This window comes from Anaerotignum neopropionicum (assembly GCF_001571775.1).
GTDB classification, from domain to species: Bacteria; Bacillota; Clostridia; order Lachnospirales; family Anaerotignaceae; genus Chakrabartyella; species Chakrabartyella neopropionicum.
The window spans coordinates 25,279-50,223 of record NZ_LRVM01000014.1 but is presented as its reverse complement, the minus strand read 5'-3'; the positions used below and the strand labels follow the sequence as shown (position 1 = coordinate 50,223).

Sequence of the window (24,945 nt, the reverse complement as noted above, 5' to 3'; positions counted from 1 at the left end):
ATGGTTTTTTCCGTTGGAGATATTGTGCAAATGAAAAAAACGCACCCCTGCGGTTCCAATCAATGGGAAATTTTGCGTGTGGGCATTGATTTTCGCATTAAATGCTGTGGCTGCGGGCATATGGTTATGCTGCCCAGAGTAAAGTTTGAGAAAAATGTGAAAAAAATCGTTTCTGGAAGCAAGGAAGAAAAATAAATAATTTTGATGAAACAACCGAAAGCCCTTCCATAAAAATTAAGCCTCCATGGTAGAACCAAATGAGGCTATTATATTAGAATGGAGGATGGTACGTTTATTAAAAATGAAAACAAAGATTTATATATACTGTGAAAATAATATCTAAAACAAGCCTTTCCATAAAAACACCTCTCCATGGTAGAACCCTAGAGGGGTGTTTTGGAAAGGCTTGTTTACGGAGATCCTACAATTTTCTTAAATAAGTAGTACCATTTCTTAAAACAATTGATATCCTTAAATTTTAAATGTAAAATCTTAGATAATGTCTGTTGCTGATGCATTACGATCACATAAGGTCAAAATCTTGGGGGGGGTTTTGCTCCTGACTGTTAATCCCCATAACATGGGATTTGTACATTAATTTTTATTCTTGCTTTTTACGAAGATTAATGGGGTGCGGGTGGCATCAAGGTTTTCCATAAGCTGTACTACCTGCTGAAAAGCTAGTACAGGCTATTTTAGAATTTAAGAGGTGGGGTAAACATTGAAACGTTTTAAAAAAGCTTTATTTATCATTCTCGGCATATTTTTCGTTTGTGATGCACTGCTTTTATCAATATTAACAAGTTTTAATATAGGTCCTCTTGCAACGTTTATGGTTGGTGGTGCCTATTTAATTTATGGTTTCTATTATGAAACCATTCAAATCCTTTCAAAAAAAGGCCTTCTTAAGTGGATAAAAAATTTATTCCTAATAGGTAACGCAATTATGCTTTCAGCCATTTTATTTCTTGGTGTCTTTGGTAAAATAGACACCGTAACTTATAAAGAAGATGCTGTCATTGTTCTTGGTGCAGGACTGAATGGCGAAACGATTACTTTACCCCTTTATTATAGGCTGGAAAAAAGCGTAGAATATTTCAATAAAAATCCAAATGCCATTATCGTTGTATCCGGAGGACAAGGACGTAACGAAACCATAACGGAAGCCCTGGCAATGGAAAGGTACTTGCTTTCAAAAGGAATTCCTGAAAACAAAATAATAAAGGAAGACAGTGCAACAAGTACCTACGAAAATTTTCTTTTATCCAAAAAGCTTTTAGATGATTATTTTAAAAGCGAATACAAGACAATTTTTATAACAAATGATTTTCATATATATAGAGCAAAAGAGATCTCAAAAGTTGTAGGGTTCAATAGTAACTATATGCATGCAAAAATACAATGGTATTTAGCTCCAGCAACCTATATCAGGGAGCTTTTAGCGAATATTAAGTTTATTTTGCTAAGACAGTAGCTGTTTTAAATGGGATTGGAGTACTCTATGAAAAAATTAAAGATTATTTTAGGTTGTTTTGTGATTGCCTGAACCCGCATAAACATGCGGGTTCCAGACTGAAGACAAACCTTGGGCGCCGCCCAAACCTGCTTGCTTTTTGAAAAAAGCAAGACCAAAAACTTTTATTGAAACCGCATAGATATGCGGTTTCTAAAGGGTCAAGGTGCAATGGCAAAGAAGTGCCATCTGTCCAAAGGACAGCTTTGCGCAGCAAAGTGCTGAGGTGAAACCCTTGTGGGTGTTTGAGGGCAAAGCCCTCATGGTTTTGACTTTGTCTACGTTCTGGAACCCGCAAACATGCGGGTTCAATTTTTTGAAAAAAACAAGCGGGGCATCTATGTTCTAACAGCCCCATATAGTATGCACTGTTATTTCTTCCTCCATATAAAAAACACTTACTTCTTCCTCATCGCATTTAAAATTGCCAATACCGCCACGCCCACGTCCGCAAAGACTGCCATCCACATGGAGGCCATACCAACGGCACTTAGGATTAAAACTAAAGCCTTTATGCCTAAGGCAAACACAATATTTTGCCTTACAATGGTGCGTGTGTTTTTTGCAATACGAAGCCCCACTGCCAATTTCCCAATATCATCATCCATCAGCACAACGTCCGCCGCTTCAATTGCCGCATCAGAACCAATGCCGCCCATGGCAATGCCCAAATCCGCCCCGGCCAACACAGGGGCATCGTTTATACCATCCCCTACAAAGGCAATTTTCCCAGGTGCTTCTCTTTCCTTTATTTCATCCAGTATGCGAACCTTATCCTGGGGTAACAGCTCCCCGTAAAAACCATCAAGCATCAGCTCATTTGCCATGGCTTCCGCATTTTCCTTACGATCCCCCGTCAGCATTGTCAAGGACTGAATGCCTTTTTGACGTAATGCCGTCAAAGCCTCCTGCAATCCATCTTTCAAGGTATCTGCAACAACAATATAACCCTTGAATTTTCCGTTTTTCGCCACATAAATTACAGATCCTACGCCTGCAAAGGGAGAAAACGCAACATTTTCTTGCTCCAGCAAGCGCTGATTTCCCAATAATACCCGCTCACCATCCAAACTGTAGGAAACACCAAAACCGCCTAATTCCTTATATCCTGAAATTAAATCCACAGGAGTTTTCTTTATTTTCTCATATTCTTCAACAATCGCCTCTGCAATGGGGTGATTGCTGTTTGCTTCGCCCAGTGCCGCTAAATACAAGAGCTCCTCTTTTTCTTTGCCCTCGATTGCTACCACAGAGAACTTGCCCTTTGTCAATGTTCCCGTTTTGTCAAAAATAAGGTGGGTAATGTGGCAAAGCGTGTCTAAATCGCCGCCGCCTTTTACCAAAATACCATTTTTTGAAGCAGCACCAATGCCCGCAAAATAGCTTAGGGGCACAGAAAGCACCAATGCGCATGGGCAAGACACCACTAGGAAAATTAACGCACGCCCAAACCACATGCTAAATTCGCCAAAGCCCAGGATAGGTGGAAGCAGGGCAAGGGCCACCGCCAGGCCTACCACAACAGGTGTATAAACCCTTGCAAACCGCGTTATAAATCGTTCCGTTTTGGATTTCTTTCCGGCAGCATTCTCCACCATCTCCAAAATTTTCATTACCGTTGAATCCTTGAAGGGTCTGGTAACTTGTATTTTCAAATTTCCGTCCAAATTGATGCATCCGCTTAATACATCACTACCCGGCGCAACTCCTCTGGGCAATGCCTCGCCGGTTAATGCCGCCGTATCTAAGAGGGCAGATCCTTCCTTTATCCTTCCGTCTAATGGAATTCTTTCCCCCGCCTTAACGAAAATAAAATCGCCAATATTCACCTCGTCGGGATGCACCCGTTTGATGCCGTTTTCTGTAAACACCTCCGCGGAATCGGGACGAATATCCAGTAGTGAAGTAATGGATTTTCTGGAGCGGTTTACGGCATACTCCTGGAAGGCTTCACCAATTTGGTAAAACATCATTACAAACACCGCCTCCGGCATTTCGCCAATGGCAATAGCCCCCACCGTAGAAAGGGACATTAAGAAATTTTCGTCAAAAACTTGACCTCTCAAAATATTTTTTGTTGCTCTCAGCAAAACATCATAGCCAAAGATTCCATAAGAAAACAAAAACAAAAGAATGCCCGCCGTGGAATCTCGCAGGAAAACCGCAGCCAAAAAAATCATTCCTCCACAGCCAAAGCGAAGCCATAGCTTTTTACCATCAACTTCTTCAACAGGCTGATGGTGGTGATGCTGGTGGCTATGAATATCGTGGTCATGATGGTGGTGGTCATCATTTTCTGTATGACAGCGGGAACAGGAACAACCCTTAAGCTTCACCGATTCTTTATTTTCCAACGCCACCGCAACCTCCGGCTCATACTTATGTACAATCTTTTCTATTTTTTCCAAAACAATTTGTTCTTCTGCCCCTTCTGCCAAGGATACGTCCATGGTTTGCTTAACCAAATTTATCTCCGCTTGGCGGGCTTCCTTTAATGCATTAACCGCCGTTTCAATTTTTCCTGCACAGTTTGCACAGGTTAAGCCTCTTAAATACACCTTCAATCAAAACACCTCCACGATTGTTCACGTGATTATTTGTTCATTTGTATTCCAAAAAAACAGGCTGTGAAGCATATCCTTTCATCAGCCTTAATTTTATTCAACATATCCCCGTTTATGGGCGATATGAACCATACCTTGTTCCAATATTGTTTGAACATGCCCATCATCCAAAGAATAAAATACAGCTTTTCCGTCCTTGCGATATTTCACCAAATTATTTTGCCGCAAAACCCGCAATTGATGGCTAATGGCCGACTGGGACATATCCAAAGAATCCGCCAGCTCCCCCACATTTTTTTCCCCAATTAAAAGGCTCTGCAGGATACGAATTCTTGTAACATCACCAAAAACCTTAAAAAACTCTGCCACATCATGAATAAACTCTTGTTTCAACTCGGTAATGATATCGATTTCTTCTGTAGGAACGTGGCTGCTTTCCACGATAACACCCCCAATCAAATGAACATTTGCTCATATATTAGCATATTGTTTCTCCTTTGTCAACCCAAATCATTTTTTTGAAGCTCAATTAGTTCAATAAACCCTTGAACGGCATGGGGTGATGTAACATTTTTCAGCTTTACCATTCCTATGCTACGTTTTGGCAAGGGTGGCGCAACAGGTATTTCATACAGCCGTTTTTCCCTTAAAGCATCTTGGGTAAATTCCTTTATGACATAAGTTAAACCTAAGTTGATTTGAGCAAAGCTAATCAGCAAATCGCTGCTGCCTAATTCCAAAATTGGGTTTAAAACGACACCGTTTTCTTCCGCATAACGGTCAATATACCTTCTGGAATTGCTTAAATCCTCTAAAAGCAACAGAGGATATCCGGGCAAATCCTTCAACTCCAAGCCAACCTGGGACAGCAGCTTATATCGTTCTCCCCCCACCAAAACATCATGGATCTCGATGCAGGGCATAATTTCAAAGTCCCCATCATCACTTATGGGCAGGTTGATAAAACAAACATCTACACTTCCATTTTTTAATAGACGCAAAGACTCATAGGTGGTTTTATTGGTTACCTTAATATTGATATCCGGATACAGCTTATGATACTTTTCCAAATATGGCAGCAAAAAATTTGCAATTACCGTATCACTGGCGCCAATTTTCAGCTCGCCCATTTCCATATTTACCATTTGAAAATATTTTTCCTCCGCCGCGTGGATTAAGCCCAACGCCTGCTCCAGATAAGTATACAGCAGCTTTCCCTCCGCAGTAGGATACACCCCTTTTGCGGTACGAATCAAAAGGGGACTGCCCATTCTGTCTTCCAATTGACGAATTGCCATGCTTACTGCCGGCTGTGAAATATATAATTCTCTGGCAGCCGCAGACATATTACCGGTACGCACAACAGCGCAAAAAACTCGGTACAAATCCAACGAAACATCAACCTTCAAACGCAACACCCCTTTTTCTTTTTACTTAAAATACTTTCTCAGAAGGTTGATCATATCAGTCCCCTCAAAAAATGCAGACTATACCGGACCAGAAAGTACCGCGCAAAACATAATCAACAAAGAAAACCCTGCCCAAATAAGGGGCTTAAAAGAGGGTTTCTCATTCTTTATCAGCTCAGCAAGCCCAAAGGCAAAGGAAAATACAAATAGAAAGGGCCATACAATCCATGTGTGGATACAAAAAATCCCAATATTATCAAGTAACCCTATAAGCATAGTCCATCATCCCCTACTACACAAAATATTCACCCTCAGCCCGTCTTTCATAAAGCTCTTCCAATTCCTCCTTATGGTAAATAAATCCCGCATCCTCAAAATGCTTTGCTCCCACAGGACATTTTTTAACACAAGCACAGCATTTCATGCAAATTCCGGAAACAACGGTTGGGTCTTCCTTGGAAATAGACCCCATAGGACAGACCTGGGCACAAATGCCGCAGCCACAGCAATCCTCCCCCGTTATAGGCTTTACCTTGCGAATATCAATGGCATGCTCATGCCGATCTCTGGGCGTGAAATAGGAGCGAATGGGCTCCTCACCTTTTACATAGGCAGGGCCGTCATATTTCCAACCACACTTTATCTTTTCGGCAATTTTTTCACCAAAAGCGGTGAGCTTGATTACATCCTCCTCATCCGGTCTGCCTGCACCTAGCTTTCTGGAAAAAGAATGCTCGCTAACAAATGCACCGCCTGCAATGGTTTGAAATCCCTTCTCCTCCATAATGTTTCTTAATTCAATAAGTGCATCATCATAATCCCTATTCCCAAAGGACACAACAGGAACCCCAAAGGCACCGTTCCCCTTTAATTTTTCATTGAAATATGTTAATAAAAGATTGGGCACACGCCCTGCAATCACAGGGGTTCCCAAAATCACAAGGTCACCCTCGCCAAAAAAGGCCTCGTTTTCTCTATGTTGAGGCAATGTAAAATCATATGTATCATATGGCACATTCAATGCCTTGTGAATCATTTGTGCAACAGTGGTTGTCACTTTTTGGGTACCTCCCGTAGGACTAAAAAAAACTGCCCAAACCTTTTTTATTTTCATCATTGACGGATGCTTTTTTCGCATCCTTCCTCCCTTCCAAATCAGCCTGCTTTTATGATACTCCATCCTTATTTACTTTTCAATATAGAAAAAGAGGAATGCAAAAATCATTTCTGATTAAAGAATTCCTCTGATCAATTGCTTAAACTACTGAATGAAACTTTTCAAGGTTTTTGTAGGCTTCATCTATATACTCCACTTTTTGAGCGGCCATCATTTCTTCAAATCTGGCATCACTATAATCCGTCTGCTTCTGATTTACAAAAGTAGTTTCTGCCTTCTCCTTAACTTCGCTTTCCTGGGGAGTGGTAATACTGGTTACACGCAAAATAAAATATGTTCCATCCACGTCAATAGGGCCAGTAACTACGCCAATTTCAGGAACTTCCGTCAGACCAAAGGATGAGAGCAATTGCGTCTTATATACCGTCATTTTCCCGCCGTCTTCCTTCAATCTTGCATTTTCATCAATATCATATTCCTGAAACAGACTAATGAAGTCTGTGCCACTTTTGGCCTTCTCTGCAACCTCATTTGCTTTTTGCGCATCATCCAAAACAATAGAATCCAACTCCACTGTAATCAGCTCTTCTTTGATTTGTTCCTTGTTTTCTTCGTAGTATCTTGCCTTTTCTGCCTCATCTACTTCACACTCAGCAACCAATGCCTGATACACCAAGGAATAAATATAAGAGCTTTCCATAAAAGGTGCTAAGGATTCCGCGTCAATGCCCATTTTTTTAATATCTTCCTGGGGCACATTGGCAACAAACTGTTCCGAGGCAGAAGCAACCTCTTGCTTTTGGTCATCTGTTAAGGTAATATTGTTTTCTTCCGCATATTTTTTTGCGGCAATTACGCTTTGTAATGTTTTAAGTGTTCTCTCCTCCACCAATTCATCTGCCGTCTGCCCATCAAAATCCATCGTCCAGATATCGTCACCGCCAACAGCCGTAAAGCTTTTGCTGGTAGTATACAGATACACCATATATTCCGATTTCATGATCTCTCTGCCATCAATTTTCATGACTACTTCGTCATTAAAATCGCTGCCGCCAGCATTATCGCTATTGCTTGCATTATTGCTACCGCAGGCAGAAAGAGCCATCGCGCCGGCAATCAGCAGGCAAAGAAGTCCTTTTTTCTTCATTTTAATCCCTCTTTCTTTCACTTTTTTTAGTTTAAGTACTTCTACAAAACCCTTTGTTTTATCGTCGAAAAAATACCTAATGTTATCATTATACACATTCTTTCTTCAAATGACCATCATTTTATTGCATTTAATACGAATTTAATTTCTTCTAAAACCTTGGTTTCCTTTTCTTTATTTAACTTTAAGGTTAAATATGGACTAGCTCCCGCTGTAAATAAATATTTCCCCCGCCCTTGGGAAATAAGCTTCGTTAACTTCAAAGGATCCGTTTTCGCATCCGCTCGGAACTCAAAAAGTATATTCCCCCGCTTTTGCACAATAGAAGAAATCCCCAAGCTTCTTGCTTCACTTTTTAACAGCACAATTTCCAGCAGCGTCTGTACGCTTTTGGGCAAATCCCCATAGCGATCCTCCATTTCTTCTTGAATATCATAATACTCCTCTTGAATACGTACATTGGCAATCTTTTTATACAATTCCATGCGCTGCTCCTGATTTTTGATATAAAAATCAGGAATATATGCACTGATGTTTAAATCCACCGTTGTTTCGAAGGGTTCTTCCTTGGGTGCTTCACCTTTTAGCTGCTGTACCTCTTCTTCCAACAAACGGCAATACATATCATACCCAACAGATTCCATATGTCCATGCTGTTCTGCCCCTAAAAGATTTCCGGCACCGCGAATTTCCAAGTCCCGCATCGCAATTTTAAAGCCGGAACCAAACTCGGTAAACTCTCGGATGGTCTGCAAGCGTTTTTCTGCCACCTCACGCAGCATTTTATCCCTCCGATACATCAAATATGCATAGGCTATGCGGTTACTGCGCCCCACACGCCCCCGCAGCTGATAAAGCTGTGCCAAGCCCATTATGTCGGCATCCTGAATGATGATGGTATTCGCATTGGCAATATCCATACCCGTTTCAATAATGGTGGTACACACCAATACATCTGTTTCTCCGCTGATAAAAGCCTCCATAATACGCTCCAGCTCCCGCTCAGACATCTGCCCATGGGCATAGGCAATATTGGCTTCCGGCACCATTTTTTGCAGGCGAAAGGCCTCTTCGCGAATGGACTCCACGCGGTTATATAAATAATAAACCTGTCCGCCTCTGGCCACCTCCCGATGAATTGCCTCCCGCACAAATTCCGGATTATTCTCCATCACATAGGTTTGAATGGGATGCCGCTCCAAGGGCGGTTCCTCAAGCAGGCTCATATCTCGTATCCCCGAAAGGCTCATATGAAGTGTACGAGGAATGGGCGTTGCCGATAATGTCAATACATCCACATTTTCCCGCAGTCGTTTCAGCTTTTCCTTGTGAGAAACACCAAAGCGCTGCTCCTCATCTACAATAATCAACCCCAAATCCTTAAACACAACGTCCTTAGACAAAATTCTGTGGGTGCCGATTACAATATCCCCATATCCCCCTTGTAATTTTTTCAAAGATTCTTTCTGCTGCTTTGCCGTTCGGAACCTTGAAAGCAGCTCCACCGTAATGGGATATCCGGACATACGCTGAACAAATGTATTATAGTGCTGCTGTGCCAAAATCGTTGTTGGCACAAGGAAGGCCACCTGCTTCCCATCCTGTACGGCTTTAAATGCCGCCCGAATGGCCACCTCCGTCTTTCCATAGCCGACATCTCCGCAAATCAGACGATCCATTACCTTGCTGCTTTGCATATCATGCTTCACATCTTCAATGGCATTTAGCTGATCATCTGTTTCCGCATAAGGAAAAGCTTCTTCAAACTCCCTTTGCCACACCGTATCCCGAGCATACTGAAACCCCTTTGTCGATGCACGTTTTGCATATAATGCAACCAAGTCCTCCGCCAAAATTTTAATGGCAGCACGGGTTTTGGCCTTCGCCTTTACCCAATCTTGACCGCCCAACTTATTCATCTTTGGTGCTGCGCCGCCGCTGCCGATATATTTTTGCACCATATCCATTTGATTCACGGGTACAAAAAGATTTCCGCCGTCACGGTAGGAAATTTTCATGTAATCCTTCTGAACACCCTCAACGGATATTTTCTCCAAACCGCCAAATACACCGATTCCGTGGTTATCATGAACAACATAATCTCCCACTTTTAAATCCGTAAAGCTTTCAATGGCTGCGCCGTTCTTTCTTTTCTTATTTTTCCGTTTTTTTTCACCGCCGCCAAACAGCTCGCTGTCGGAAAAAACAGTAAGATTAATGTATTCGTAGCCAAACCCCTTGGATAAGCTGCCCTTTGTAACCCAAACAGCCCCTTTGGGCATAGGCGAATCCAAGTTTTCCATATAAACCGCAGGGATATCCATTTCCGAAAGCTCCTTTGCCATACGCTGGGCTCTGGAACCGGTTCCGCCCAAAATCAAGATTCGGTGCTCATTTTTCTTTAAATATTGCAATTCCTCGCAAAAAAGATCCACTCTTTTGCTAAAGGATGGCGTAGACCGCACGGCAAAATTCACCTTCACCTTCGGTTCAAAATCCGAGGTTCTTTGATTCAAACCGGCAAGTAAAATACGATCAAAGCCTTCCCCCTGCCTTAAAATATCCGTATAGTCAAACAACAGCTTTGCCTGACCGGGCAGCAAATAGCCTTGGGCAATACGCCCCTTCATACTCTCTTCATATTCTGCCATAAGTGCAGCCATGTGCTCCCGGATGCGTTCAGGCTCATCAAAGCAAAGCAAGGTATCCTCAGGAATATAGTCCAGCAAGCTTACTGTATTTTCGTAAAAATACGAAATATACACGCCAATATTTGCTAAGTTTTTTTCAATGCGCAGACGTTCTGCATCCTCACCAATATTTTCCTTTAGGCGTTCGCTTTCCTCTACCAAACCCTTTTTCGTCATGTTTTGCAAGCATTTTCCAAACTCCTTACTGATTTTGTTCGCTGCCTGCTCCGCCATGCTTTCTTCATAAACCAGCTCTCGCATGGGGAAAATACGAGCCTCCTCCAGCTTATCTACAGAACGCTGACTTGCAGCATCCATAGAGCGAATGGAATCTATCTCATCATCCCAAAACTCGATTCTCACGGCATCCTCTGCCGTTAGAGAATAAATATCCAAAATGCCGCCACGCAAAGCAAACTGACCTGGGCTCTCCACCAATTCTGCCCGCTCATATCCTAAGCAAATCAACTGCTTTGTCAGCTTATTGATGTCAATAATATCTCCAACCTTTAAGGTTGCAATAAACTGGGTAAAAAGCTCTTTTTGGGGATACCTGTCTAAAAGCGCCTCCACAGAGGCAACAATGACTGGTCTTTCTCCTGATAGCAGTCGTTCCATGGCATGAAATCTATGGCGATTCATTTCCATACTATGCACATCTGCGCTGTAAAAAAGAATATCCTTTGCTGGGTAGTAGATGGGATTTTTATGAAAAAACGAAAACTCCTCCAGTATCTCTCTAGCACGCAATTCGCTATAAGTTAGAATCAGCAACGGCCTTTGGCAATGCTCCTTAATGGAATAAAGCAAATGTGTTTTTTCCACGTCAATGACCCCTGTTGTAAATACAGGGGTATGATTCTTTCGTATCGCTTCCAATACATTCTGATAGCCTTCCAATTCCAATAAAGGCTCAGTTAGTGCTTTCATCCTTACACCTCGCCTTGAGGTTTCTTTTCCACCTTAACCTCAGCTGCTTTCTCAATTTTTTCTTTTTTTGGCGGTTTCGGCCTTTGATTTATCTGGTTCATGGCCTCCATAATCCCTTGGGATAAAATTAGCTCCACCGCCTTAACCGCCTTGTCCAACCCTTGCTCCAACATAGGCAAATCGTCCTTGGAAAACTTTGCCAAAACATAATCCGCCAAATCCCATCCATTTGGTTTTTCGCCGATACCCACTTTAATGCGCCAAAACTCGTCCGTCCCCATCTGGGCAATAATATTACGTATCCCATTATGCCCACCGTGACTCCCTTTTTCACGAATACGCACACCGCTGACAGGTAAGCTTGTATCATCAAATATCACAACAAAATGATCTTGTGGCACCTTATAAAAATTTATAATTTCCCGAATGCTCTCTCCGCTTAGGTTCATAAAGGTTTGGGGCTTAACCAAAAGCACCCGTCTGCCCTCGATCATACCATCCCCTACCAATGCTTTATGTTTGAAATTATTGATCTCTATATTATATTTCTTTCCCAAGTGATCTACCACATGAAAACCAACATTGTGCTTTGTTCCTTCGTATTTCGCCCCCGGGTTTCCCAAGCCTGCAATTACAAAAAAATCCTGCCCCTTATCATTTTTTTTAAATTTATCGAAAAGTCCCATGTTATCCTCCGGTAGTTTAGCTCTATTCCTATCATTTACATATTTTCACTTTTTTTATGTATCTTATCAAGAAACTCCAACAGATTTCTTCATGAAAAAGCTCAACATAAAAGTTAAACACAGTGAAAAGCCCTAATTTATAAATTAGAGCTTTGATGTATCACTTCTTTGTTCATGGTATTGTTTTTGAAATAAAATCAATCCAGCAATCACAGAAAATGTCAAGTTATTTCGTATTATCTTATATTTTCTATCATTTCCAAATTATTGTTATATTATAACATAATTATCCTAACAAAAACAATCCCCTCTAGGCCTCACAGCCAAAAAGTACGACAAATGCCCCCCTTAATATTCAGACCTATTACTGTGCAACATTATGCGGCGCAATCATTTTAGAACCAGACATCCTAAACAATCTTAGCCTTACAAAAAAATTATAAAAAAAGCGGGCAACCCATGCCCGCTTTTATACCGCTATCAAATATGCTTGTATGCAGCCAGGGATTTCCTGCTGTATACATTTTCAAAGTACCACCACACAAAAGGCGGGCCTTACAAAAGTCCGTTCACTTATTTTACTTCGTTAACCAATTCTGCACCTTCAAGGAATGCTTTTGCATTGCCGCAGGTTACTTCTGCCATAGAGGTCAAAGCTTCTTCTGTCAAGAATGCCAAATGGCCGGAAAGAACAACCTTATCGCTAGCCAGCAATCTTGCCAATGTAGGGTCTTTGTCTTCTTTTGCACTTCTGTCTTCGAAGAAATATTCATGCTCAACTTCGCAAACGTCCATACCAACACCACGGAATTTACCTGCTTCTACTGCATCAGCCAAAGCTACGGAATCAACCAAACCGCCACGAGCAACGTTAACCAAGATTACGCCATCTTTCATTTTACCGATTGCTTCTGCATTAATCATATGGTGTGTTGCAGGCATCAACGGGCAATGAAGAGAAATTACGTCAGAACGAGCATAGAGCTCATCCAATGTAACATATTCTAAGCCAAGGTTAGGATTGGGGAATGCATCATAAGCGATGATGTTCATGCCAAAGCCCTTCAAAATATTAATCATACACTGACCAATTTTACCGGTACCAACAACGCCTGCTGTTCTGCCAACCAACGCAATACCATCCAAGCCAGCAATGTCAAAGTTGAATTTTGTGGATCTTTCATAAGCCAAATGGGACTTTCTGTTTACAGCCATCAACAAAGCAGCGCCCTGTTCTGCAACAGATTCAGGAGAGTATGCAGGTACTCTAAGAACAGGCAAACCGCATTCCTTTGCAACTGCCAAATCAACACTATCAAAACCAGCGCAACGCAACAACAATACCTTAATACCTAATTCCTTCAATTTACGAACTGCTTCAGCGGCCACTTCGTCATTTACAAAGGAACAGGTTGCATCATGGCCTGCTGCCAAATGCGCTGTAGCAGGTGTCAATCTTTCATTAAAGAAAGTGACCTCATAGCCATACTTTTCAGCCACAGGACCGAAAGAGTCTTTCCAATAGGACTTAGTGTCAAAAAATGCAATTTTCATATTAAAACTCCTCCTAAAATTATGTGATAATGGTAAAATTCGCTGGGAAACACAATCGGTTTCTCCAAAATGAATACAGTACTTGCTCATTTGTCTTACTTTTAACAATATAATCCTTTTATGCTAGTTTGTCAACTAACAAAACATAAAATTGTCAGTTTGCCCAAAGCATGCCAGACTTCCTCTTATATTCCAATGAAAAAAAGTGTATTTTTCTAATAATTTTAAAATATTTGCTTATTTTTTTCTTTTTCACAAAAAAATACAAAAAAAACAACCAAATATATATTCATTTTTTCTGCTTCTTATTGCCTTTTTGTAAAATCAAAGGCTCCCATTTTCCAATTTAGGGAAAACAGGAGCCTTTCTTATGAAAAAATTAATTTCTAATATTTAGTCAAACAGCTGAGAAATTGAGCTGCCTTCATGAATGCATTTCAGTGCATTTGCAAAAATATCAGCAACCGTTACCATAACGATCTTTTCAATCCTTTTTTCTTCAGGCAAGTTAATTGTGTCAAGAACTAACAATTCATTAATTGCGGAATCTTGAATACGCTTAATTGCAGGCCCGCTTAATACTGCGTGGGTACAGCAAGCATCAACTTCAATGGCTCCTCTTTCCTTTAAGGCATTTGCAGCATTTGTAATTGTGCCTGCGGTATCAATCATATCGTCAACCAAAATTACTTTTTTGCCCTTAACATCCCCAATAATGTTCATAATTTCACTAACATTTGCCTTGGGTCTGCGCTTATCAATAATGGCAAGCGGAATATTTAAACTTTCTGCAAATTTTCTTGTTCTGGTTACGCTGCCAAGGTCAGGGGAAACAGCAACGAAGTTTTGCAAATCATCGCCGTACTTTTTAATATAAAAATTTGTCAATAATGGACTTCCCACCAAGTTATCTACAGGGATATCAAAGAAGCCTTGGATCTGCGCACAGTGCAAATCCATTGTCAATACGCGGTTTGCACCTGCTGATGTCAAAATGTTCGCAACCAACTTTGCACTGATGGGATCTCTTGCTCTTGCCTTACGATCCTGTCTTGCATAGCCGTAATAAGGCATTACCGCCGTAATTCTTGCCGCAGAAGCACGTTTCATGGCATCAATCATAATCAGCAATTCCATTAAATTATCATTTACAGGAGCTGAGGTGGACTGAATAATGTAAACATCCGCACCACGAATCGTTTCGTTAATTTTTACCGAAATTTCGCCGTCACTAAATTGCTCAACCTCTGCATTTCCCAGTGTCATATCCATCTTTTTTGCGATTTCCTCTGCTAAAACACGGTTGGAATTGCACGCAAAAACCTTGATGTTGCCACCATTAGAATTAATCATTTCAATATCCCCCTAATAATCTTTTGCATTTTATTATCTGTGGCTGAACGCAGCCCGCCATTTATATGTTACACCTATTAGCCTGCAATTTCAACTAAATTCCGACGCATTTATTCATATTTTACGATTCTTTTTTGATTTTTTTCTTTTGCCAACCTTCAATAGTCACTTGTCTAGCTCTTGCAACAGCAAGCACATCCTCGGGAACATCCCTTGTAATGGTAGAGCCGGCCCCAATATAAGCCCCTGCCTTTACAGTAACCGGCGCAACCAAATTTACGTTACAGCCTACAAAAACATGGTCCTCCACGGTGGTACGGTGTTTCTTCTGACCGTCATAATTTACCATAATGCTGCCGCAGCCAAAATTCACCTTCTCACCGGCATCGGTATCACCGATGTACGCCAAATGGGGAATCTTTGTGCCGTTGCCCACCGTTGAATTTTTCACTTCCACAAAATCTCCAACCTTAACGTTTTCACCAATTTTACAGTTGGGGCGGATATAAGCAAAAGGCCCTACGGTTGTATTATTTCCGATTTCAGATTCTATGCCCGTAGAACTTTGGAAGGTCACACCATCTCCAAGTAACATATCCGTCAAACGAGCATTCGGCCCGATTTTACAATCCTCACCGATTTCAGTATTTCCTTCTAACACACAACCCGGCAAAATTACGGTATCCATTCCAATTTTCACCTCTGCGCCAATATAGGTGTTCTCCGGATCCACAAGAGTTACCCCGTTTTCCATATGACGGCAGTTAATCCTCTCCTTCATAATTTTTGCAGCCTCCGCCAACTGCACCCTTGAATTAACACCGAAAAATTCCTTATCATCCTCTGCAGAAACTGCGCCTATTTTTCCGCCTGCTTTTAAAATCAGCTCCAGACAATCGGGCAAATAGTATTCTCCCTGCACATTATGGTTTTCCAGCTTCGCCAAGGAGGCTTTTAAATCAGTGCCTTTAAAAATATAAATGCCCGTGTTTATCTCGTTTATGCACCGTTCTTCCGCCGTTGCATCCTTATGCTCCACAATTTTCATGAATTTTCCATCTAAATCACGAATTATGCGTCCGTATCCCTCTGGATTTTCAACCATTGCAGAAACAACCGTCGCTCCAAAACGCCCCTGACGATGCTTTTCCACTAATTTTCGCAGAGTTTCCCCTTGAATCAAAGGTGTATCCCCATAAAGAATTAATATATCTTGATTGGACTCAATAAAATCGCCCACCATCATAACTGCATGGCCTGTGCCCTTTTGTTCCGCCTGCAAAGCAAAGGTTACACCATCCTTTGCAATGGCTGCCTTTACCTCCTCCGCCTTATGCCCTACAACAACGGAAATCTCTCGGGCACCGCAGCCCTTTGCCGTATCTATTACATAATCTATCATTGTTTTATTTAGTATTTCATGCAGCACCTTGGGTTTCTTCGACCTCATGCGGGTGCCTTCTCCTGCCGCCAAAATAACAGCCTTCAAATTTTCCATGCCATTCTCCCTTCTCACGGCCTTTATCTATAAGCCGCACATAGCCTTGGATATTTTCTCATTTTTAACATAAAAATTCAATATACGCTTTTACTAAAAAATTCTTTTGTTTTTAAAGAAAGTCAGTAAAAGCACATTTTTAATATAAAAAAAGAAAAAACAGGCGCTGTTACCATCGCCTGCCTCTTTCCTTTTATAGTCTTGTCCCTTTTTTCAGGATGGCTAAATTTTGAACGGACTCTCCAATTACCTGTTGTCCATCGGAAAGCACAACCTCTTTATCCAAAATTGCATTTTCAACCACGCAATTCTTTCCGATTCTGCAGCCCTCCATAACAATGGAGTTTTTCACCACAGAACCCTCCCCCGTGTAAACCCTACGGAAAATAACAGAATGTTCCACCCTGCCGTTAAAAATCGTGCCGCTGCCTGCAATGCAATCTCGCACCTCAGCACCTATATTATATTTTGCCGGAGGTTCATCCTTTGCCTTGGTTTCTAAATATGGATACTGATTAATGAAGGTATCTCGAATTTCTTTCTTCAAAAAATCCATGTTTACATTATAATAAGCGCTAACACCTGTGCTTAAGGTGTTCCAATAGCCTTGAAATTCGCATCCGTAAATTTTTAGCTCCTTGCGCTTTGCAATCAAAATATCCTTTACAAAGTCGTATTTTCCTTGGGGAACAATCTCGTTTAAAAGATCAATCAATAGCGTCCTGGAAATAACGTAGGTCCCAAGGGATGCGTTATTCGTCTTTGCCTGTACGGGCTTTTCCTCAAATTCAAGCAAGCGCCCCGTTTCATTCATCTCCATGATACCAAAATTCTTTAAATCCTCTCGCTCCATTTCCTGATAAGCGATGGTAATATCCGCTTCCTTTTCCTTATGGCGCTCTAGCAAATTACGGTAATCCATTTTATAAATGGAGTCCCCACTGGTTATAATCACATATTTCTCGTTGCTTCTCAAAAGATAAGTCATGTTTTGGTAGATAGAATCAGCAGTACCTTGAAACCAATTGGAATCAGTGCTGCTGATAAAGGGGGTAAATACAAATAGCCCTCCCTGCTTTCTGCCAAAATCCCACCATTTTGAAGATGTCAGATGATCCCTGAGGGAACGGGAATTATACTGGGTGAGTACGGCAACCTTACCAATGCCGCTGTTTGACATGTTGCTTAATGTAAAATCTATGGCACGATAGCTGCTTCCTACGGGCAATGCAGCCGCCGCTCTATGGTCGGTAAGAACACCGAGTCGTCCCTCATTGTTACCGCCTGCTAAAATGATACCAATGGCTTTCATACTCATTTCCCCTCCCGCACTACAGCTTTACCACTTTCCAGCTTACCGTTTTCATAATCTTCCGCCCTCGTATCACCATAGATTACGCAGTTTTTCCCTATGGTAATGCCATCGGGCACCTTACTATGACTACCAATTACAGTAATGCCCGTATTATAAATATTGGGTTTCGTTTCATTTGGCACATTTTCGCCAACACCCATGTGTACGCCGTTGCCAACCACACAATCTTCATCTACAATGCAACGCTCCAGCACCGCATTCTCTCCGATAAAGGTTTTCCCCATAATTATGGAATCACGAACAATGGTGCCCTTGCCAATAATAACCTGCGCACCCAAAACAGAATGGTATACCTGACCGTAAATTTCACTGCCGTCTGTCACAAGGGATTCCTTCACCACAGCCTCCGGCGCAGTATAAGTTGGGGGCTGATGGTCGGCATTGGTATAAATTTTCCAAAAATCCTCATATAAGTTAAACGCAGGCAGCGCTTTAATCAATTCCATATTGGACTCCCAATAGGATTCAATGGTTCCAACGTCCTTCCAATAGCCTTTAAAACGATATGCATACATTATCTGCCCTTCATCCAGCATTTTGGGGATAATATGCATACCAAAATCACTATCTGGGTGCACCGTCCGATCTTCCACCAAAGCCTCTCTCAATCTGCTCCAAGTGAAAATATAAATCCCCATGGAAGCCAAATTACTTTTCGGGTTTGCAGGTTTTTCTTCAAACTCATAAATGCTGTCGTCCTCCTTGGTATTCATAATACCAAAGCGACTCGCTTCCTCAAAGGGCACTTCCAAAACGGCAATGGTTGCCGCTGCGCCCTTTTCTTTATGGAATGCCAACATTTTAGAATAATCCATTTTGTAAATATGATCCCCAGATAATATCAATACATATTCGGGATTATTACTGTCAATATAGTCTATATTTTGATAAATGGCATTTGCCGTACCCATAAACCATTCGCCGGAATCCCCGCCCTTCACATGAGGGGCTAAAATGGTAACACCGCCGTTTTTCTTATCCAAATCCCAAGGAATACCAATGCCAATATGCTGATTCAACTGTAGAGGCTGATACTGGGTCAGTACCCCCACCGTGTCTACTCCCGAATTAATACAGTTACTGAGGGGAAAATCAATAATTCGAAACTTTCCGCCATAAGCAACCGCCGGCTTGGCTACCTTTCGTGTCAAAACTCCTAGACGGCTTCCCTGTCCGCCTGCCAAAAGCATTGCAATCATTTCTTTCTTGCGCATTTGTATCTACCCCCTGCCTTTATTTGTCCAAAGTATCTTTACAAAAACAAATATATATTAGACAATTCATAATAATATTCCATGAAACAAATCCTTAATCCCAATTTTATTCAAATTATCGTGATATTTTGCCTTGTCCAATGGCTGCTTATGCAGATGCTGCAATCGAAAGCTGTTAAAAATAACCAACCCTTTCCTTAAAAAATGCTGACCAAAGAATGCGCCTTCGGTCTTTCTCTATGTAAATGCTTTATGTTTCTGAAAAAATCCTTTGCTTAATTGCAATTTTCCTTTTATTATCTTAATTATACCATAATATTACCATAAAAAAAATAAGTATTTCTCTCGTCATTTCTACCAAATGCTTTGTTCTTCGTGTTTTTTCAAAATAAATAGTATGTTTTTGTTTTAATTTAATCGTTTTGGTATACAATTAAATATATAAATTTTTGTTAATCATTGCCTTTCTTTTTTCTGTATACTATAATGGTAGGCAATGTTATGTTAGAATTCGTAACGATTCATACAACAATAGAGGCGGTAATATATGACAACAATGTTTAAAAATTCAGACCATATTTATTTTATTGGCATCGGCGGAATCAGTATGTCAGGCTTAGCGGAAATTTTGGCAAGTCGGGGTTATAAGGTTTCCGGCACCGATATTCGCAGCACCCCTGTGACAGACCATTTGCAAGCCACAGGCATCCAAATCAATATCGGCCATGATGCAAAAAACATTACAGATGACGTAACCCACGTTGTTTTTACAGCTGCAATCCATGATGGAAACCCTGAATTGGAGGCGGCAAAGGCTAAAAATCTTATTATTTTGGATCGTGCACAGCTTTTAGGACAAATCATGGGAGAGCATACAAACTCCATTGGTATTTCGGGAACCCATGGCAAAACAACCACCACCTCCATGGTGTCGGAAATTCTTTTGGCGGCGAAAAAAGATCCTACCATCACCGTAGGCGGCATTCTACCTACCATCGGAAGCAATTTAAAAATCGGAAGCTCCTCTTATTTTGTGGCAGAAGCCTGTGAGTACTGCAACAGCTTTTTGCAATTAAACCCCTTGGTGGGTGTTGTTTTGAATATCGAAAGCGACCATCTGGACTTTTTCGGTTCTTTGGAAAACATTTACCATTCGTTTCATGATTTTGCAAAACGCATTCCCGATAATGGTGCTTTAATCATTAATAAAGAAATTCCAAATATTTCAAAAATCACAAAGGATTTGGCGTGCCGCGTAGAAACCTTTTCTATGGCGGAGGCTGCAAACTGGACGGCAAAAAATGTAGTCCATCACGAGGATGGAAAAAACACCTTTGATGTTTATTATAATCAAGAAAAGAAGGCAACCATCCATCTAAATGTTCCGGGAGATCATAATATTTCCAATGCCTTGGCGGCAATTGCCTCCGCAAGCTTTTTGGAAATCCCTCCGGAAGATTGGGTAAAAGGCCTTGTCCATTTTTCGGGAACAGAACGGCGTTTCCAAAGAAAAGGGGAAAAGAACGGCGTTGTTGTCATTGACGACTATGCCCATCACCCCACGGAAATTCGGGCAACCTTAGCCGCCGCAAAAAAAGTGAAACACCGCACCACTTGGTGCGTTTTTCAGCCCCATACCTATTCTCGCACCAAGTTTTTGTTTGAAGAATTTGGGGATGCCTTTTTTAATGCAGATGAAATTATCATTGCCGATATTTATGCGGCAAGAGAAACCGATGACGGCACAATCAGCGGAACAATGCTGGCAGAGCGTATTGCAAAAACAGGAAAATCTGCCCGCTATGTGGGAAACTTTGATGAAATCACAGCTTATTTGCAAAAAAACTGTCAGGCGGGGGATTTACTTCTTACGGTTGGCGCGGGGGATGTGTATAAAATCGGGGAAGCTTTTCTTGCCAAATAATTTATCAAAACATTTTCTTCGACGTAAAAAGCTGTACCATAAAAAATTATTACTTGCAACTCCATAAATTTCAACAAAAAAAGCAGACCTCTTTCCCCTTGCTGGGAAGGATTGTCTGCTTTCCATTTTGCTATTTTTCGTTTTATTTATGATAAGGCTCTTTCCGATTGATTTTTACCGCCCGATAGATTTGCTCCAGCAAGATAACACGCATCATTTGATGGGGGAAGGTCATGGGAGAAAAGCTCAAGGAAAAATCCGCCCGTTCCATAACCTCTGGGGATAACCCCAAAGAACCTCCAATGATAAATACCATATGGCTCACCCCTCGAACCGCCCTCTCTGCCATAAAATCAGCCAAAGCCTCAGAGGAAAGACTCTTGCCCTCGATGGCCAAAGCTACCGCAAATGCGTCATCCTTAACTGCCTTTAAAATGCGCAGGCCTTCCTTTTGGCGTACCTCGTCCTCTTGGGCAGGACTCATGGTTTCTGGTGCTTTTTCGTCAAGCAGCTCCGTAACTTCCAGCTTCATATAACGTCCAAGACGTTTGCTGTATTCCTCCACTGCCCCTCGCCAATATTGCTCCTTCAGTTTACCGACACACACAATCGTAACCTTCATTTTCTCACCTATAATTCAACCTTTATCCCCGTATTATGGCGATAAGCCATGTCCATTTTAATATGCCTGCCCACCTCAATTCTATTCTTCCCCAAAATTTTTTCCACCGTATCAAAGGCCAAATGGGGCTCATTGTTTTCCTGACTTAAATGCCCCAAAAAAACATGCTTCATTTTTCCATCTACAACTGAGGAAAGAAGCTCTCCCGCCGTTTTATTGGAAAGATGACCTTTATCGCTTAAAATTCTCTTTTTTAAATGCCAAGGATAACTCCCCTTTTGCACCATATCCTCGTCATGGTTTGCTTCCAGTAAAAGAATATCACTGCCGACAAGGTTTTCCAAAATTTCATCTGTAACATGCCCAATATCTGTAGCAAGGGTAACCTTTCTTTCCCCTGCAAAAATATTGTATCCCACCGGATCTACGGCATCATGGGGAATACAAAAAGGCTTTACACAAATATCATTTATAATGCAATTTTCTCCCGGATAAACAAAGCGCTTGTTTCCCGGTGCAATCTTTCCCAAGGTATCCTCCATGGCCATCCAAGTTTCACAAGTAGCATAAATAGGCACGTTAAAGCGCCTAGAGAAAATCCCCGCGCCTTTAATATGGTCTAAATGCTCATGGGTAATAAATAACCCGTCTATATCTTGTCCTGTCAGCTTCAGCTCCGCCAGGCTTTCCTGAATCTTCTTTCCGCTAACACCCGCATCAATTAAAATACGGGTATATTTTGAAGCGATGTAGGTACTATTTCCGCTGCTTCCACTTGCGAGGGTACAAAATTCTACTGCCAAAAAAACTCCCCCATTCCAATTTTAAACCGCTCTTTGAATGACAGAAAGCAGGGTTTCCCCTGCTCAGCCTGTAAATCTATTTTTGTAGACCAACGGCAAAAAGCCATGTTTTGGCCAAGCTGTTCTGTCTTGATCTCACAAAATCAAAACCTCTGCCCCATCATTATTTCACTCAGAAATACGCTGAATATTCGCCCCTAAGGCATTAAACTTCTCCTCAACGTCCTCGTAACCTCGATCAATGTATCGAACACCGTTAATTTGCGAGGTTCCCTCTGCGGCCAATGCTGCCAAAATCATAGCTGCGCCAGCCCTTAAATCAGTAGCCTCAACAGTGGCGCCTTGATAATGGGGAATGCCCTCAATTGTAGCAATTCTTCCGTTAATATCCACAAGTGCTCCTAATTTACGCAATTCATCCATATATTGGTATCTGTTGTCCCATACATTTTCTGTAATTACGCTGGTTCCCTTGCAAATACTCAAAAGTGCAGCCATTTGGGGTTGCAAATCCGTAGGAAAACCAGGATAGCTCATTGTTTTAACATTTACACTGCGTAAGGGTTGATTTGCCATTACCCGTATCGAATCGTCCCCTTCTTCCAGCTTCACATTCATTTCCTCCAGCTTCGCTGTCAATGAATCCATATGCTTGGGAATTATATTCTTTATCAAAACATCTCCGCCTGTAATTGCGGCCGCAATCATATAGGTACCCGCCTCTATTTGGTCGGGAATAATGGCATACTGTGCTCCATTTAGCTTTTCTACGCCTTTGATACGAATAACATCTGTTCCTGCTCCCTTAATATTTGCCCCCATCATGTTCAGATAGTTGGCGGTATCAACAACATGAGGCTCTTTTGCTGCATTTTCGATGGTTGTAATCCCCTCTGCCAGGGTTGCCGCCAACATAATGTTTATGGTCGCCCCAACACTAACCTGATCCATATATATAGAGGCTCCAACCAATTTATCCGCATAAGCCCTTACAAAGCCGCATTCTTCCTCTACCGTTGCACCCAATGCACGAAAACCTTTTAAATGCAAATCAATGGGGCGTTTTCCAAAGTTACAGCCACCGGGCATAGCAACTTCTGCCTTTTTGTAGCGAGCCAAAAGTGCGCCTAAAAAATAATAGGATGCTCGAATTTTCTGTACTTCCTCAAAGGTAGCCTTAAAATCAATTCCCATCGAGCAGTCAATTTCAATAGTATGCTTATCTTTATGTACGCATCTGCCCCCCAATTTTTCAATGGTATGACAAATACAGCTTACATCCTCAATATTGGGTAAGTTTTCCAAAACACTTTTTCCGCCCGCCATAATTGCGGCTGGCAACACCGCTACCGCAGCATTTTTTGCTCCACTAATCATCACTTCGCCCACAAGACGTTTTCTGCCTTTTACAAGCAATTTATCCATTAAACGTTCATCCTTCCAATGAATTGCCAAAGGACACTCCCTTTGTACACGAAAGCCGGGCTTGTCTTTCTTACTCTCAACCTACTATTATCCGTTGTCGCCCTAACCATTCGAATTATATCATGAAAAAGCCACTGAGGAAAGTATTTTTTCCCGCTTGACAAATTTAATAATCAATTATTCTTATCTCCTTTTACGCAGAAAGAAAAAAGGCCTAAGCCTTTTTTTGTGATTCGCTTATTTTACATCCTTTTTTACAATTTGGCAAGTGTATGCATTTACCAGATAAGGCTGGCTGTCTTCCATCAAGTAAATGCGATAGCAAGGCTCCAAATATAAGCCTGTCCCCACCGCCGCATTGCCTTGCTCCATTAAGTCATACCCAAGCTCAAGGCGTTGTATTGCCACACCATTGCTATCCTCTCGTTGGTTCCATTCCCGCATAAAAGTCATTAATGCCTCATCAATCATGCAAATATCCTTCTTTTCCTGACTCATACCTGTTATTTCACAATAGGTAAAATCCAGCTGATAAATCCCCTTGGCAGACACAAAAACAGAAAAATAATTGGAAAAAATTGCTTCATCCTTATATACAGAGCAAAAGTCAACCCGCCACCCATCTTCTTCTTTGTATGAATAACAAGACTCAAACTGTCCAAAAACCGCCGCCATTTGTTCCATTTTCCGTTGTGCCACTTTGATTGCATCTTCCTTCGTCAAGCCTGCCAAGCCCTTTTCAACGATTTCATCCGTAAAGCTCCCCCGATCCCACTCCAGCGTAAGCGTTTTACTCTCTGTTTTATATACTGTTTTTGTACCAATCGTTACCTTGGTTTTTTCTCCATTAAAAATAGCGGCCTCCAAGTCCTCCTTATTATAAGAAGGAACCTTTGCCTCCAATCGATACATGGGCTTTGCATCAATTTTTAAATCTGTATATAACGAGATTCCATTTCGGGACAAAACCTCAAAAATCGCCTTTTCCTGGGCAGCGGTCATGGTATTATCCCGTTTTTGCTGTATATTTAACCCAGCCAACACTACATTCAAAATAAGTAGCAAAATAATCACAAAGCGCTTAGCTCCTGCCCATTCCACGACCCCGCCTCCTTTCTAAT

General features: G+C 41.5%; 19 protein-coding genes. 3 read left to right on the top strand and 16 right to left on the bottom strand.

The window, feature by feature from the left end:
* Positions 1-195, top strand: a complete 195-nt coding sequence (locus CLNEO_RS14260) for a DUF951 domain-containing protein (protein WP_066090617.1) — start codon at positions 1-3, stop codon at positions 193-195.
* 526 nt (positions 196-721) lie between these two features.
* On the top strand, positions 722-1,474 hold the full coding sequence (locus CLNEO_RS14255) for a YdcF family protein (RefSeq protein ID WP_066090614.1): 753 nt from the start codon (positions 722-724) through the stop codon (positions 1,472-1,474).
* A gap of 437 nt (positions 1,475-1,911) precedes the next feature.
* Here the strand turns inward: CLNEO_RS14255 and CLNEO_RS14250 are convergent, their stop codons facing one another.
* From CLNEO_RS14250 to CLNEO_RS14190, 12 genes are all read right to left on the bottom strand, one after another.
* Positions 1,912-4,071: a heavy metal translocating P-type ATPase gene (locus tag CLNEO_RS14250; RefSeq protein ID WP_330382614.1), complete on the bottom strand. Its 2,160-nt coding sequence runs from the start codon at positions 4,069-4,071 to the stop codon at positions 1,912-1,914.
* A 99-nt stretch (positions 4,072-4,170) separates the two neighbouring features.
* The gene (locus CLNEO_RS14245; protein WP_242864227.1) at positions 4,171-4,518 is read right to left on the bottom strand and encodes an ArsR/SmtB family transcription factor; all 348 of its coding nucleotides are present in this window, start codon (positions 4,516-4,518) and stop codon (positions 4,171-4,173) included.
* 59 nt (positions 4,519-4,577) lie between these two features.
* Positions 4,578-5,486 carry a LysR family transcriptional regulator gene (locus tag CLNEO_RS14240; RefSeq protein WP_083532053.1) on the bottom strand — a complete coding sequence of 303 codons (909 nt, stop codon included), beginning with the start codon at positions 5,484-5,486 and terminating at the stop codon, positions 4,578-4,580.
* Positions 5,487-5,778: 292 nt separating this feature from the next.
* Positions 5,779-6,624: a ferredoxin gene (locus tag CLNEO_RS14230; RefSeq protein ID WP_242864226.1), complete on the bottom strand. Its 846-nt coding sequence runs from the start codon at positions 6,622-6,624 to the stop codon at positions 5,779-5,781.
* A 118-nt stretch (positions 6,625-6,742) separates the two neighbouring features.
* Entirely contained in the window at positions 6,743-7,750 is a 1,008-nt protein-coding gene (locus tag CLNEO_RS14225; RefSeq protein ID WP_066090603.1) for a peptidyl-prolyl cis-trans isomerase, read from the bottom strand.
* A gap of 116 nt (positions 7,751-7,866) precedes the next feature.
* Positions 7,867-11,370, bottom strand: a complete 3,504-nt coding sequence (gene mfd, locus CLNEO_RS14220; RefSeq protein ID WP_066090600.1) for a transcription-repair coupling factor — start codon at positions 11,368-11,370, stop codon at positions 7,867-7,869.
* A gap of 2 nt (positions 11,371-11,372) precedes the next feature.
* Positions 11,373-12,056 carry an aminoacyl-tRNA hydrolase gene (gene pth, locus CLNEO_RS14215; protein WP_066090597.1) on the bottom strand — a complete coding sequence of 228 codons (684 nt, stop codon included), beginning with the start codon at positions 12,054-12,056 and terminating at the stop codon, positions 11,373-11,375.
* A gap of 573 nt (positions 12,057-12,629) precedes the next feature.
* Positions 12,630-13,610: a 2-hydroxyacid dehydrogenase gene (locus CLNEO_RS14210; protein ID WP_066090594.1), complete on the bottom strand. Its 981-nt coding sequence runs from the start codon at positions 13,608-13,610 to the stop codon at positions 12,630-12,632.
* Between the two features lie 393 nt (positions 13,611-14,003).
* Positions 14,004-14,963 (bottom strand): ribose-phosphate diphosphokinase, encoded by a 960-nt coding sequence (locus CLNEO_RS14205; RefSeq protein WP_201032947.1) that lies wholly within the window; start codon positions 14,961-14,963, stop codon positions 14,004-14,006.
* Positions 14,964-15,084: 121 nt separating this feature from the next.
* Positions 15,085-16,461 (bottom strand): bifunctional UDP-N-acetylglucosamine diphosphorylase/glucosamine-1-phosphate N-acetyltransferase GlmU, encoded by a 1,377-nt coding sequence (gene glmU / locus CLNEO_RS14200; protein ID WP_066090591.1) that lies wholly within the window; start codon positions 16,459-16,461, stop codon positions 15,085-15,087.
* A 193-nt stretch (positions 16,462-16,654) separates the two neighbouring features.
* Positions 16,655-17,773 carry a glucose-1-phosphate adenylyltransferase subunit GlgD gene (gene glgD, locus CLNEO_RS14195; RefSeq protein WP_066090588.1) on the bottom strand — a complete coding sequence of 373 codons (1,119 nt, stop codon included), beginning with the start codon at positions 17,771-17,773 and terminating at the stop codon, positions 16,655-16,657.
* A gap of 2 nt (positions 17,774-17,775) precedes the next feature.
* Positions 17,776-19,050: a glucose-1-phosphate adenylyltransferase gene (locus tag CLNEO_RS14190; protein WP_066090584.1), complete on the bottom strand. Its 1,275-nt coding sequence runs from the start codon at positions 19,048-19,050 to the stop codon at positions 17,776-17,778.
* A 547-nt stretch (positions 19,051-19,597) separates the two neighbouring features.
* Here CLNEO_RS14190 and murC point away from each other — a divergent pair.
* Complete coding sequence (gene murC / locus CLNEO_RS14185; protein ID WP_066090581.1) at positions 19,598-20,974, top strand: UDP-N-acetylmuramate--L-alanine ligase; 1,377 nt, start codon at positions 19,598-19,600, stop codon at positions 20,972-20,974.
* Positions 20,975-21,116: 142 nt separating this feature from the next.
* On the opposite strand, the gene rlmH is transcribed toward murC, so the two are convergent.
* From rlmH to yycI, 4 genes are all read right to left on the bottom strand, one after another.
* Positions 21,117-21,596, bottom strand: a complete 480-nt coding sequence (gene rlmH / locus CLNEO_RS14180) for a 23S rRNA (pseudouridine(1915)-N(3))-methyltransferase RlmH (protein ID WP_066090578.1) — start codon at positions 21,594-21,596, stop codon at positions 21,117-21,119.
* An 8-nt stretch (positions 21,597-21,604) separates the two neighbouring features.
* Positions 21,605-22,399: an MBL fold metallo-hydrolase gene (locus CLNEO_RS14175; RefSeq protein WP_066090575.1), complete on the bottom strand. Its 795-nt coding sequence runs from the start codon at positions 22,397-22,399 to the stop codon at positions 21,605-21,607.
* 168 nt (positions 22,400-22,567) lie between these two features.
* Entirely contained in the window at positions 22,568-23,824 is a 1,257-nt protein-coding gene (locus CLNEO_RS14170) for a UDP-N-acetylglucosamine 1-carboxyvinyltransferase (protein ID WP_066090572.1), read from the bottom strand.
* A gap of 237 nt (positions 23,825-24,061) precedes the next feature.
* Complete coding sequence (gene yycI / locus CLNEO_RS14165; RefSeq protein WP_066090569.1) at positions 24,062-24,925, bottom strand: two-component system regulatory protein YycI; 864 nt, start codon at positions 24,923-24,925, stop codon at positions 24,062-24,064.
* Positions 24,926-24,945: the final 20 nt, after the last annotated feature.